The sequence below is a fragment of the Pleurocapsa sp. PCC 7319 genome (assembly GCF_000332195.1).
GTDB lineage: Bacteria > Cyanobacteriota > Cyanobacteriia > Cyanobacteriales > Xenococcaceae > Waterburya.
The window spans coordinates 240,609-253,934 of sequence record NZ_KB235922.1; the positions used below are offsets into that span (position 1 = coordinate 240,609).

Sequence of the window (13,326 nt, forward strand, 5' to 3'; positions counted from 1 at the left end):
ATTCCCAAGACTTGCTTAAAATGAGCTTAAAACTTAACTAGTTACTAATTAATTTTGAAATTTATTTTTCAACAGGTTAAAAGATTAACTTCGCTATTTTTCATCAGTACAATTATATTTTTAATAATAAGTTGGTTGACTTTTGCCCCCAGCCACACACCACAGTCATCAAAATCAATCAAAGGTATTTGGCTCAGCCATGTGGGCAACGCCTTTTTAACTTATACCACCTTGACAGATAATGTATTTCATCAGTTATCTCGTCTTAACTACAATCGAGTTTATGTCGATGTCTACAATAACGGGACTACTTATTCTAGTAAGTATGCTCCGCGAAATTACCTTTTATCTTTTCCTTTTACTAATCCTTTAAAGACAGCTATCAAAGAAGGGAAACGTCAAGGATTGAAAATTTATGCTTGGTACGAACACGGCTTAATGACTTTTCCTGATGCTAAATTAGCCCAAAAGCATCCTGATTGGATCTTAACTACCAGTAACCAAGAAAAGCTAATTGATAATCACTGGTGGTTAAATCCTGCAAACCCCGAAGTGCAGCAATATTTTGTTAATTTATTTACCGAAGTAGCAGCATCCTATCCCGATATTGATGGTATTCAGGTTGATGACCATTGGGGAATACCAATTCAGTTTGGTAATCACATCGATGAGATGACAGAATTAACTCAAAAAGTTGTTCGGGCTGTCAGAAAAGTTAGACCGGAGTTAGTAATTTCTTTATCTCCTAATCCTCTGGGATTTTCCAGAACAAAATACTCTCAGGATTGGCTAGCCTGGATTCAAGCAGGACTAATTGATGAATTAGTAATGCAGCTTTATCGTCAAACTAGCCATGAAGTCGCACTGTCAATCGATAACTCTATATTACCTGAAGTCAGTAAGTACGTGAATGTAGCAGTAGGTATCTATGCTGGCAGTTGGCACAATCAAAAATCTCTAGCGGAAATTCAACGACAAATATCTGTGGTTAAGCAATATGGTTATGGCTACGCTATTTTTGCCTGGAAAACTTCTTTTGGAATATTACGTTTTGCCAATCGTCGGGAGAAAGAAACTTATTTAAAGGCAATTTAATTAAACACGCTTGATGTGGATTAATAATGCTTTAATTCTGAACTATTTATCCTTTAAAACTATATTTATTTCTGGGGGAACTTTCCCCCTAATGTTCCATTAAAAGATTGATTTTGATTGGGTATGGGATAAGATTGAAATCCATTTCCCGTTCAGCTTTGCTGATCTGCGGGGCGCGATCGCAGGATAGTTTTCATGGAACAAGAACGAGCTTACTGGTTAGCATGGTCCCAAATTCCAGGAATAGGACCAATTTCCCTCAAAAAGATTTATCAACATTTTGGTTCACTGCAAGAAGCTTGGATGGCACCAGCGATCGCCTTTGCTGAAATCGATGGCTTGGGGAATAAATTCTCAACAGCTATTCAACAGGGACGGACAAAATTTAATCCTGAAGAACTTTTAGAGCAACATTTAGAACACAATCCTCAGTTTTGGATACCAGCAGATACTACCTACCCACGCCTACTCCTCGAAATCCCTAGTCCACCACCGCTACTATATTATTTAGGGCAAGTTGAACCGACAGAGAATCAGGGAATTAAACCTCTAATTGGGATCGTAGGAACTCGTAATCCCACAGAATACGGTAAGCGTTGGACCACAAAAATCACTAAAGCTCTCGTACAACATGGCTTTGGTATTGTTTCGGGGATGGCAGCAGGGATTGATGCTATAGCTCATTCTAGCTGTTTAGAAGCCAATGGCAGAACCATAGCTGTGTTGGGTACAGGAGTGGATACCGTCTATCCCTATAGTAATCGTGCCTTGTATCAACAACTGCAAACACAGGGGTTGATTATCAGCGAATATCCTGCCCAGACAAAACCAGAGCGTAATCACTTCCCGGCTCGAAATCGCATTATTGCCGGTTTATGTCGCGCTGTCTTGATTATGGAAGCCCCTAAGCGATCGGGAGCGTTAATTACCGCTCGTTTTGCTAATGATTTTGGTCGTGATGTTTATGTATTACCAGGCTCTTTAGATAATATTCAATCTTTAGGATGTTTGGCACTACTAAATTCTGGAGCGCACGTCGTCTTAGGTATTGAAGATTTATTAGAAATGTTAGGCACTATGCCCTGTTTAGATCGAATGCCCCCCACTCCTCAGCCAATACCCAACTTAGAGCCAGAGTTGGAATGCATATATCGACTGATTAACCAAGAGTCGATTGCTTTAGATGCAATTGTTGAGCAAACCGGCAAAAGTACCAGCGAAATTTTGGTCGCTTTATCTCAGCTTGAATTAATGGATTTGGTATATCAGTTACCAGGAATGCGCTATCAAATTAAGGGTTGATACGAACCTTCTCATTGACATACTCCCATCGCGGGACGCCAGGGTCTTCTCAGGACGAAAGATAAATCTGCCTTAGCAACTAATGAAGAAAAACAATCTGCTATTCTCTATCAGGTTATAGTGATTGGAGAAGCAGCTAAGAGGTTGTCATGTTAGAAAGCAACATTTTAGTTATTTTGTCAATAGCTTCTACTGGACCGCTTCTCTAGGAAGTTTATAAAGTTAATAAATCTCGCCAAATTAACACCTGTGAGGGGAAAGTCCCACGCTATAGTGCCAAGGAGTCCCTAAAGGGATACCGCTTCGCATATAGCACTTAGCGTTGGGACGGAGCTTATAAACGCCTGGGAAACCACAGGCGACAGCCCCTCATGAAAGCGAACTGAGCGGCGCAGTGGGGCAGGTTTACCATTGCTAAGAGATAGTGGTAGAATAGTCAGATGATTCTCAACTATCGCTATCGCATCTATCCTGATAATGAACAAGTTGAGCTACTCGATGAGTGGCTGGAAACTTGCCGTGTCAGCTATAACTATGCTCTCAGAGAACTAAAAGATTGGATAGCCAGTCGAAAATGTTCTCTCGATAGGTGTAGTTTAGAATCAGAATATATGATGGCTGCGGATTATCCGTTCCCTAGCTACCACCAACAGCAAAACAACTTACCAAAAGCCAAGAAGAAATTTTCACGACTCCAAGCTGTACCGTCACAAGTATTGCAAACCAATATTAGACGATTGCATGATAGTTGGGATTCATTCCAAGCTAGAGGTTATGGCTTCCCACGCTTTAAGAAGTATGGACAAATGAAGTCAATGTTGTTTCCTCAGTTCAAAACCAACCCAGTGAGTGATTGGCAAATTCAACTACCTAAATTAGGAAAAGTACAAATCAACCTACATAGACCAATCCCTGAAGGTTTTGTTATCAAGCAAGTCAGAGTACTGAAAAAGGCAATAGGTTGGTTTGCAGTGGTAGCGATAGAATCAGATATTGAGCTTCCTAGTCCCGTACCTCATGGTCACGCAATCGGTGTTGATGTCGGCTTGTTGTCCTACGTGGCAACAAGCGATGGATATATAGAGAAGCGACCCAAGTTTTTCAAGACAGCCTATCGTCGGCTGAAAGTGCTACAAAAGCGTCTGTCAAGAAAAAAGAAACGAGGGAAAAACTATGAAAAAGCTCAACTAAAAGTAGCTAAACAACATAACTACATAGCATTCAGGCGATCTGACTATCAGTTCAAACTTGCCCATAAACTGTGTGATATGGCAGATACAATCTACGTTGAAGATTGTGACTTTCGTATTATGGCGAAAGGGATGTTAGGTAAGCATACGATAGACGCTGGTTGGGGAAAATTGCGAGACATATTAGAATATGTAGCCCAGAAACGAGATGTCTTTGTCGGTCGGGTTGATCATCGTGGCACTAGCCAGGTTTGCCCTAATTGTCGCTCTGAAGTCAGAAAGGATCTAAGGGTTCGACTAAGTGAGTGTCATGAATGTAATTATGTTGTCAACAGGGATATTGCCTCTGGTCAGGAAATCTGTAACCGAGGTAGAGAAACGTATCGGGGGACTCCCGAAAAGCAAGAAATTGGCTCTCAAGTCGTACTGTCGGGCAACTTGGTTGTAGATAAGTGGCGCAACCTATCTTTGGATAGTAGGGGAGCAAGATCCATTAGCGATAATGGAAGCCCACACTGTAATAATTTTAGAGCGAAAGCGATAAAATAATTCAGTGTTGGGAGGATGTCACTAAATGTTCTCGGCACCTGTAATTCACTTTGAAAGTTAAAAAGCTAAGAGCTCAGAGCTAAGAGCTGAAAGCTTAGATCGACAATATTCTATTTAATTTACACTAGGCGCATAATGCAAGAACTGTTGTGACACAAACTTTAGCCTATGCGATCTTCTTAAGGTGTAATCTCGAATTAGACCATCACAACAACTACAGAAAGGATTAAATTAAATGAACAACAACCCTCCTACCGCTCCTACACAATGTCCCTTTCGTGGAACCCGTGTTGGAGGCGCGCTCGGCTCTAAGCCGCAAACTGATGATTGGTGGCCGAATCGACTTCAGGTCGAGCTGCTTCACCAAAATTCACCCCAGGCTAATCCGCTAAGAGATTTTGACTATAAGGAAGCGTTTCAGAAGATCGACTTTCAGCAGTTGAAAAAGGATATCAAAACTTTACTGACAGATTCAAAAGACTGGTGGCCAGCCGACTACGGCAACTACGGACCTCAGATGATCCGCATGGCATGGCACTCTGCGGGAACTTACCGTATCGCCGACGGTCGTGGCGGAGCGAGCCGGGGTATGCAGCGCTTTGCCCCAATTAACTCGTGGTGGGATAATGGCAACACCGATAAATCACGACGGCTACTCTGGCCAATTAAGCAGAAATACGGCGCGGCACTGAGCTGGGCAGATCTAATGATCCTGGTCGGCAACTGCGCGCTCGAAATTATGGGTCTGAAGACCTTTGGCTATGGCGGTGGTCGCATGGATGCTTGGGAGGCAGATCGCGCCACCTACTGGGGTCCTGAGTTTTGGGACGGTCAAGCGTTCGGAGAAAATGGCAAGCAGCATGAGGGACATCCAGATGAGATGGTCACTCGAACAATTCGCTGGGTCGGCGAACCGAAAGACGAATACTATGACCTCGAAAACCCGTTGGGAGCTTCGCACCAGGCACTAATCTACGTCGATCCAGAGGGTCCGAATGGAAGCGGAGACCCGATCGCATCCGCCCGCGACATTCGCGAGACTTTTGCGCGCATGGCGATGAACGATGAGGAAACTGTAGCGTTAATTGCAGGTGGACATGCTTTTGGTAAAAGCCACGGCATGGTTGCGCCAGACAAGATCGGACCAGCCCCCGAAGGTGCGCCGATTCAAGCAATGGGCTTAGGATGGCAAAATCCTGAAGGTACTGGTTTTGCAGAATATACAATGACGAACGGGATTGAAGGTTCATGGACACCAAACCCGACCCAATGGGATAACAGCTACCTAGAAAATCTCTTTAAATACGAGTGGGAACAAACCAAGAGCCCAGCTGGTGCCATTCAGTGGAAGCCAAGCGATCAAGATGCGCCGACAACGCCAGATGCGCACAAGTCTGGTGTCGAGCATTCATTAATGATGATGACTTCAGACATTGCGTTGAAGGAAGATTCCGCCTATCGTGAAGTCTGTCAACGCTTTCTCGATGACTTTGACTACTTTAGTGATACATTTGCGCGCGCTTGGTACAAGCTGACTCATCGGGATATGGGACCCAAAGTACGCTATCTCGGTCCAGAAGTTGCGGAGGAAGATCTGACTTGGCAAGATCCGATTCCAGCACTCGATCACGATGTCGTCGATGATGCCGATATTAATTCTCTCAAGGACAAGATTTTGGCGAGTGGGCTCTCAGTTTCGGAGTTGGTGTCCGCAGCTTGGGCGTCGGCTTCAAATTATCGCGACTCTGACAAGCGTGGTGGTGCTAATGGCGCTCGTGTTCGCCTAAATCCCCAAAAAGACTGGGAGGTGAACCGCCCGCAGGAGCTTAGCAAGGTCTTATCAACCCTGGAGCAAATTCAGTCAGAATTTAACAACACTCAGTCGGGTAACAAAAAAATCTCAATCGCGGATCTTATTGTCCTCGGAGGCTGCGCTGCTGTCGAGAAGGCTGCGAAAGATGCTGGAGTCGATGTCGGTGTTCCATTTACTCCTGGTCGAATGGATACTACTCAAGAACTGACAGATGTTGAAAGCTTTGAATGGCTCAAGCCAGTCTCGGACGGTTTCAGAAATTATCATAACGAGGCTGTGGGCTATAAGGTTAAGGCAGAGCGCATTTTCCTCGATCGCGCACAGCTTCTTAAACTGACCGCTCCCGAGTGGACAGTTCTTGTCGGTGGACTTCGTGCCCTCGATCAAAACTGGGATCGTTCAAAGCATGGTATCTTCAGCGACCGACCTGGCGTTTTGACCAATGACTTTTTCCGTGTCTTGACCAGCATGGACTACGAGTGGAAGCCAATCGACAATCGCGAGATGCTCTTTAATATCTGCGATCGCCAAACAGGTGAGACGAAGTTTACCGCGACACGCTGCGATCTCATCTTTGGCTCGAACGCGGAACTGCGTCAGGTTTCTGAAGTCTACGGCGCTGATGACGGTCACGAGCGGATGGTTAAAGACTTTGTTGCAGCTTGGAATAAGGTAATGATGCTTGATCGCTTTGACGTTCGTGCTTATCCTGCAATTGTTGTACTGGATGAGTCCGTCCGTTCGGGCTCGTTCGGTCAAAGATGACTGCTATATATAGCAAACCTAAACAATAATTATTTGACGTAATTGATATTAGGCGTATTATAGAGGTTCATCGCCTAAAAGTATTTCAGTTGAATAAAGCAACGATTTTTCAACCTTGCGCTGTTGTTTGACAGTAACCAAAGTTTCTAAAATAGGTTCTAAACTGCTTCGAGCATCTTGATATCCCATTTGTTTGAGAGTAGCTATTTTTTCTGGAGTAAAGTCTAGTAGGGAATGAATTTCACCAATGACAGGTAAATGAGAACTATTGATCTTGTCTGACGGACGAATTTCGATTACGGTTTGTTCGGGAAAATCATGACGATTCCAAATTGCACCGCCGTCCAGATGAATGACAATTGCATGAGTACAGCCTCTTGCAGCTAGCGCGCCCAAAGGAATATTATCCCCTAAAGCACCATCAACATAGTATTGTCCGTTAACTTCCCGCTGGGGAAAGGCGAAGGGAATAGCAGCACTAGCTAAAAGTAGATTGAAGAGGGTTTCATCATTTTGACAATCTTGCACCCTCAGCCACTGGGCTTTTGCTCCTATTTGAGAGCGAATCAGATCGATTAGCCAATCGTAATCTAAACCAGGTATTTTTAATGAGGGAAAGACTGTCACCCACAATTCAATCCCATTCCTTAAAGCATCAGGAGCGATTATCTCTTTTAGCATAGTTTCTATAGGCTCTGGATCTAACAAGGCTTTATTGTTGGATAAGCCTGCGTTGAGAGCAAATTCAACTAACCAATGACGAAAGGTAGGAACAAACGCTTTAGCTGCTTGATTTAAAGTGTTGACAGCAAGATTTTGATGAGGACTAATTACTTTGGTTTGACCCAGCTTTGTCCAAATTCGATCTAAACGTTGTACTGCGTAGTTAAAAGGAGTATTGGCTGCTAAAGTAGCTCCATTCAACGCGCCGATGCTCGTACCTGCAATAATTTGAGGTTGCAAGCCAATTTCTGCTAGATAGCGCAGTGCGCCAGCTTGATATGCACCTTTTGCTCCCCCTCCAGCTAATACAAGTCCAATTTGCGGGTTTTGATGGTAATTCATGATTTTATTTCGCGCAAAGACGCAGAGACGCAAAGAAAATGTGAGGTTTTTTATTTGGTCAGTTGAAGAGTTAAAGATTGCTTTGACAAGCTATTAGTTGCGATAGGGAATCGTTAGCTATTTCATTAACAATAGTGCTGACTAATTCCCTCGCATCCATTTGCCGCGGGAGATAATTGATTTGTTGACGACAGAGAGCGATCGCACTTTTTCCTAGGTGATGGGGTTGTGTTTCTGGGGGGAGTTGTGAGAATTCTAAGGTTGTACCGACAGCAAATAATAAAGGGATAGAATTTAATCTAGTGAAGGTAAACGAGCGAATTTCTAGAATTGCCGCACATAATGGTAGATCTTCTATTTCTAATTGGCAGGAGGATAGATCTAGTAATTCTGCCAAACTGAAGAAATTTTGAGTAATGGGAATACTACGAGCTAAGATTTTATTGATAATTAATCGTCGATATTTTTCTAGATCCTGAGTTTCTAATTCGTAGGTGATTACTGCACTACTAAATATTTCTTTTACCAGCAAGATAATTTGAATTAACCAAGGAAAATCGTGATAGGTTTGATTCGCTTCCCAAGCAGAAATAATTGCATCTAAATCTTCATTGGCTGCAACTTTTGTTTCTAGTTGATGTATCCGTGCTTCTATAGTTTTGAATTTATTATCTATCTGTTGAGTTAATTTGCTTAGTTGTTCAGCAATGTCAATAATTGCTCGTTCTTGATGTTGTAGCCGACTTTTATTAAGTCTAATGATGTTTCTGGCTTCTAAAAGGGATTTTTGAGTTATTTGTAAACCCAGTTGAGAAATTCTGAGAGAATCAGTTAATTCTAATACCCAATTATGTAGGGTTTGTTGTCCTGCAATTAAGTTTCCATCTAGCAACAATTGTCGATCGCGATCGCTTCCTGTCAGGCGATCAAGTAATTGACCGAAGAATCCTCTACTTTTACGATAATTAAGACTCACGGTTCGCTTAAATAAAATGCATTGAATCAAATAAAGAGGATAGAATCAAGTCACAGCAATTATTTGCTGGATTGGAGTCAATCAGGAACTAGCTGGGGAAGAATGTAAATCGATTCAGGAATCTTCATCAGATTTAAAATCTGTCTTTGAAGAGAATTAAGAGAACTAATTTCAGTAGAGCCATCAGGATAAAGATACAAAGTTAGATCGCCAAAAGCAGCTAGCAATTGTTCAGCAGTGGGACGAAAAGTAGTGCGCTTGGGATTGCCTGAATAAAGTCCAGGAAGTGATTGCTTTGTCACCGCTAGTTGGCGACGAACCACAAATTCCATCAAGGTAAACAGAGTCAGGGCGATCGTTAGTAAAAACATCAGCCCTCGAATCCGTTCTTCATCTTGAAAATAGATGGGTAAAGCGGGAAGACGACCTCGTTTAAAACGATGAAAACCTCTTTCAGGTTGCCATTGCTCCCGATAAGAGTTAACAGCTTGCTCAAGAGAAAGACGCTGTGAATTAGCATTAGTTACATACAATCTCCAACCAGCGATGGATTGTTGATGGGTGATAGCGGTCTCACAACGTTGATAAGTCAAGGAAAGAGTAGTTTGACGAACACGACGAGAGGGACGATTCTTACTTCCTCGACCAGCACCTTGATAAACTTTTTGATAGCCAATTTTCTTCTCAATCGCAGTTAAGATCTGCCCCGTAACTCGATAACGTTTCAGAATAGTCTCCACTTTGGTTTGTAGAGCTACCTCATCTTGTGGTGGTTTTTTAGCGAGTTTTTCTAGGGCAAGTTCCGCTTTACTCAGACGAGCTGACAAGCTTTTAAGTTGACGCTGTTGTAAAGCATAAGAACAAACCACTAACCATCGTTCTGACCAACGATGCCACTTTTGATGTTCTTTTTCATACCAGAGACTGCCCAACGGAACTTCAAAACCCTTACCAATGGGAGATTCTGACTCGGCTTCGGAGTTGAGACAAATTTCTTGCACTGCTGTTGGTGGATTAGCCACCCATTGCGATAACAGTTTGGGACGAGGCTGATGCATCGCTAGCGGAAAACAGTAAATTCCTCCTTGTTGATTAATTTTCCCCCGATTATTCCAAGTAGAGCCTTTAGAATCGGCGAGAAACAAGAAATCTTTGTGACCAATAATCTCCACCAATTGTTGCCATGTTGGTAGATAATGAGATTCATCTGTTCCATTTCCTGATAATGTAGCTCCCAATAGAGGCATTCCCATGGGGTCGAGAGTAGCTAACATTTGACGATATTGAACCAAATCAGGGCGGCGGTCTTTACTATAACCAAAATTCAGCAAGTTAGTTCCTTCTGTTTCTTTTGTGGGCTGATGATAGACACTAAAACTTGTGGTATCGCTTCTGGCTTTGTCCGTTGGTAATTCATAAGCTCGTATTGTGCTTTGTCCCAATTGAATTGCTACTTTCTCTCGCCCTTGATTTTCCGATGAACCGATGACACTTAATAAGTCAGCTAGTCGGTCATCTGTGGCATCTTTGCCCCCAATGTTCCATCCTGTTGCTATTTCTAAGGTTTGCCGATGTTTTTCTACCCATGGTTCTACGGCACATAATCGATGGTCTGATTGGCTCACTACATAACTTAGAAATAGGACTGATAATTGACCGTAGCTTAATCCTTTTCGATTCCCATGAGGAACAGGTAGCTCTCGATCAATTATTGATGCTATTTCCATTTGCTTTAGCCAATGAATAATTAGAGGAAGATCATCTGCTCTTTCTGAGTTAGTTCCTTTCAAGACGGGTTGGTCTCTCTATTCTTTCAACTTCTTTCTCAGCATACAGTTGAGCTGTTTTATTTTTCTAGCCATCTTTGATTTAAGCGAACCGTGAGTTAAGAATATTCTGATTTATCTGAATGCCGTTAACTAAATCGATTAAGGCTTGATCGCTTACGGGAGGAATTCTTTTTTCCAGTTGTTGTATAGATGAATTTGCTATATTTTGCTGAGAATTATTTTTAAGATTAAACATCAATATTAATTATATTTCTTAAATTTATTGACTAAAAAATATTCAAACCAATTGCTGTACTTTAGTTTGATATTCAGTTGTCTTTTTTAATTTATTATTAACTTCTGGAATGAGATATTGAAGAGTTACTACTAGCTGTTCTTTTTTTTTGATATCCAATTGTCCGTCTGCTTGTGCTTGCTTGATACTATTACGATAATTACTCAGATAAGCATCTAGTTCCGTAAAGTAATCATCTACAGCATTTTTGAAATCTAAATCTAGATATTGATTGACTTGAGAATTGATTTTATTGACATTAGCTTCAATTGCTGTGTTTATTTGCTTGACAATATCTTGAAGAGAAACTGTGTAATAAGACTCTGTCCTCGTAATCGGTACTTGCTGTTCAATTTCCCAAAGCCATAAAAAATACCAAGGTCTGCTTCTTTCAGTTTTATAATCTGTAACTTCTCTTGAAAGATTATTTACCTTGAAATCAATTCTACCAAGTTCGCTATTTAATTCTGGGTTAGGAGGTAAAGCAAGTTTAATGTCAAAAGCTTTGTTAAGGCGATCGCGAGCTTTTTCTAAGATATCTTTAGTTTCTTTTTTAAGAGATGTTAATAATTCGATTTGTGATTCTGAAATTTCTTTCTCTGTATAAAGTCTTGCTTGAGATAAAAGACTATTAGCTCTTTGCTTTGACCAATTAATTGTTTCGTTAGCAAATTGATCAGCTTCGTACTTATTATGAAACTCTAAAACGTTTTTAGTTTTGTATTTAAGCTTATCAATAACAGTTCTGGGAAGTATATCATCACCACCAATATCTTGAAAGAAAAAATTTCTTGCCGATCTATCTACTCTTTCAAAAATATTAGCTCGATTGTCGTCTTCTTCTTTGAAATGACTCTCTACACTAATTTTTGCTTCTTCAATTAGTTGTTCGAGAATCTTTTGTAGATTTATTTGTAATTTATGTTTGATTTTATCTACAGTTTTTAAACGACTGCGACACAATTCTAAATGTTTTAAATCTGTAGTTAAAGCGTTGATTTCTGCTTCTAATTTTGAGGCATCTTCGGAAATAGCACTAGCTCTTAAACTCAGATCGTCTTTAAGAACAGTAAGTAAATGACTGGATAGTTTAAGTGCGGTTGATATACATTTTGGTGCAGCATTGGCAATTAAGGCTTGAATGGAATTAATAATAAATTCGTCAAAACCCGAATCTTCCCAGAGAAATTCTGCTTCCTCTTCTAGATCTGCTGCGGTTTTCTTCTGTAATTTTCTTTCCCATCTATTACCCAAAACTTGCTTAGCAAGAGCCTCGATGCTAGACATATTCGCCAATTCAATTTCAGAATTTTGTTGTAATTCGAGTAAAAACTTCGTTGCAGAAAAAGCTTGTCTGGCTGATATTTCAAAAATTCTGTCTGAATCTTCAGATTCACTTAAATCAAGATCGCTATAGATAAACTTCTTGACTTCTTGAGAAGTCATATCTCCCGAAAGTCTTTGATCTACTTTATTAACTAATACATAAAGATTGTCTTTGCCAATTACATCAATAATCGGTTGCACTTGTCGTTTAACAGCTTCTGCTGCTTGGTTATTTAATTGGGTAAAATCAAGGACGATTAAAACAATCGAACAGCGTTTTAGTTCTTGTTCTACTACTGCGGTGAGTCTTAAATTATCTCCTGCCTCATTTGGTCCCGGGGTATCGACAATTACTAAGTTACCAAGCTGTTTTGTTTGTTCTGTATTGTTGCTTCGCCAAAATGGTGTTTTTACTTCTGGAACATCTTCTAGTTTATTTAAAGGATCTAGACTGGGATCTAAAGTACAACAAAGACGTACTAAATCGTTTAATTGAATTAAAACCAAACTAATATGTTCTTTACCAGAAACTTCGGCGGGTATATAACAGCGATCGCTTTTTATTTTCTTGGCTAAATCTTGTAAATGGGGATATTGACTAATTAAATTTTCTAATTCAGACTCTGCTAAGTGATTGATTTTTTGCTGTAAACTTGACCAAGTATTTTGAAAGACTGCTAGAGTGTTTTCCGATAAACTTAACTCTGGTTTTTCTACATGATTGTTAAAGGATATTTTAGTAGGAATAGTCGTCATCGCTGCATTACGACTGGGGAGTAAATCTTGACCAACTATGGCATTAATAATTGTTGACTTGCCCGCCTTCATTGGAGCAACAATTGCCATCCTTAATTCCAGATTGCCTACCTTTTGAATTTCTTGCTCGATTTGTTGTTGAGATTCAGCGTATTTCTCTTGAGAGTTGCGATCATTAAGATCTCGTTGGGCTGTTCTCATTAATTTACTGATATCTTGTAATAAATCAAGAATATCTGACTGTAAATCTTGAATCTTAGGTCTTAAATTAATATTTGGACTTTTTACTGCTTCTATCATCAGAAATTTATTATATTCATCTTTTCTCCCAGTATGACAACCAAGATATCAAGATACCTCGGTAAAAATAACCATGAATGAAACAGTTATTTTTTCTCAAATTCTCGATTACGACAAGAGTGAAC

At 40.7% G+C, this 13,326-nt stretch carries 9 protein-coding genes; 4 read left to right on the top strand and 5 right to left on the bottom strand.

What is annotated here, in order from left to right; genetic code table 11:
- Positions 1-135: 135 nt before the first annotated feature.
- The 4 genes from PLEUR7319_RS34350 to katG all read left to right on the top strand — a co-directional run bounded on the left by PLEUR7319_RS34350 (position 136) and on the right by katG (position 6,714).
- Positions 136-1,095, top strand: a complete 960-nt coding sequence (locus tag PLEUR7319_RS34350; protein WP_202804215.1) for a glycoside hydrolase family 10 protein — start codon at positions 136-138, stop codon at positions 1,093-1,095.
- A gap of 195 nt (positions 1,096-1,290) precedes the next feature.
- On the top strand, positions 1,291-2,397 hold the full coding sequence (dprA, locus tag PLEUR7319_RS0105250) for a DNA-processing protein DprA (protein ID WP_019504154.1): 1,107 nt from the start codon (positions 1,291-1,293) through the stop codon (positions 2,395-2,397).
- 440 nt (positions 2,398-2,837) lie between these two features.
- The gene (locus tag PLEUR7319_RS0105255; protein WP_026102318.1) at positions 2,838-4,136 is read left to right on the top strand and encodes an RNA-guided endonuclease TnpB family protein; all 1,299 of its coding nucleotides are present in this window, start codon (positions 2,838-2,840) and stop codon (positions 4,134-4,136) included.
- A 235-nt stretch (positions 4,137-4,371) separates the two neighbouring features.
- Positions 4,372-6,714, top strand: a complete 2,343-nt coding sequence (gene katG / locus PLEUR7319_RS0105260) for a catalase/peroxidase HPI (RefSeq protein ID WP_019504156.1) — start codon at positions 4,372-4,374, stop codon at positions 6,712-6,714.
- Positions 6,715-6,771: 57 nt separating this feature from the next.
- On the opposite strand, the gene PLEUR7319_RS0105265 is transcribed toward katG, so the two are convergent.
- The 5 genes from PLEUR7319_RS0105265 to PLEUR7319_RS0105280 all read right to left on the bottom strand — a co-directional run bounded on the left by PLEUR7319_RS0105265 (position 6,772) and on the right by PLEUR7319_RS0105280 (position 13,201).
- Positions 6,772-7,779, bottom strand: coding sequence for a patatin-like phospholipase family protein (locus PLEUR7319_RS0105265; RefSeq protein WP_019504157.1), 1,008 nt, complete (start codon positions 7,777-7,779; stop codon positions 6,772-6,774).
- 70 nt (positions 7,780-7,849) lie between these two features.
- Positions 7,850-8,755: a hypothetical protein gene (locus PLEUR7319_RS0105270; RefSeq protein WP_019504158.1), complete on the bottom strand. Its 906-nt coding sequence runs from the start codon at positions 8,753-8,755 to the stop codon at positions 7,850-7,852.
- 77 nt (positions 8,756-8,832) lie between these two features.
- Positions 8,833-10,545 carry an IS1634 family transposase gene (locus PLEUR7319_RS0105275; protein WP_019503630.1) on the bottom strand — a complete coding sequence of 571 codons (1,713 nt, stop codon included), beginning with the start codon at positions 10,543-10,545 and terminating at the stop codon, positions 8,833-8,835.
- A gap of 79 nt (positions 10,546-10,624) precedes the next feature.
- Positions 10,625-10,780 carry a hypothetical protein gene (locus PLEUR7319_RS41190; RefSeq protein ID WP_019504159.1) on the bottom strand — a complete coding sequence of 52 codons (156 nt, stop codon included), beginning with the start codon at positions 10,778-10,780 and terminating at the stop codon, positions 10,625-10,627.
- Positions 10,781-10,822: 42 nt separating this feature from the next.
- Positions 10,823-13,201, bottom strand: a complete 2,379-nt coding sequence (locus tag PLEUR7319_RS0105280) for a dynamin family protein (protein ID WP_019504160.1) — start codon at positions 13,199-13,201, stop codon at positions 10,823-10,825.
- Positions 13,202-13,326: the final 125 nt, after the last annotated feature.

Excerpts from the sequence above, each read along its gene's own strand:
- PLEUR7319_RS0105280 (WP_019504160.1), bottom strand. The coding sequence starts at position 13,201 with ATGATAGAAGCAGTAAAAAGTCCAAATATTAATTTAAGACCTAAGATT.
- PLEUR7319_RS41190 (WP_019504159.1), bottom strand. The coding sequence starts at position 10,780 with ATGTTTAATCTTAAAAATAATTCTCAGCAAAATATAGCAAATTCATCT.
- dprA (WP_019504154.1), top strand. The coding sequence starts at position 1,291 with ATGGAACAAGAACGAGCTTACTGGTTAGCATGGTCCCAAATTCCAGGA.
- katG (WP_019504156.1), top strand. The coding sequence starts at position 4,372 with ATGAACAACAACCCTCCTACCGCTCCTACACAATGTCCCTTTCGTGGA.
- PLEUR7319_RS0105265 (WP_019504157.1), bottom strand. The coding sequence starts at position 7,779 with ATGAATTACCATCAAAACCCGCAAATTGGACTTGTATTAGCTGGAGGG.
- PLEUR7319_RS0105255 (WP_026102318.1), top strand. The coding sequence starts at position 2,838 with ATGATTCTCAACTATCGCTATCGCATCTATCCTGATAATGAACAAGTT.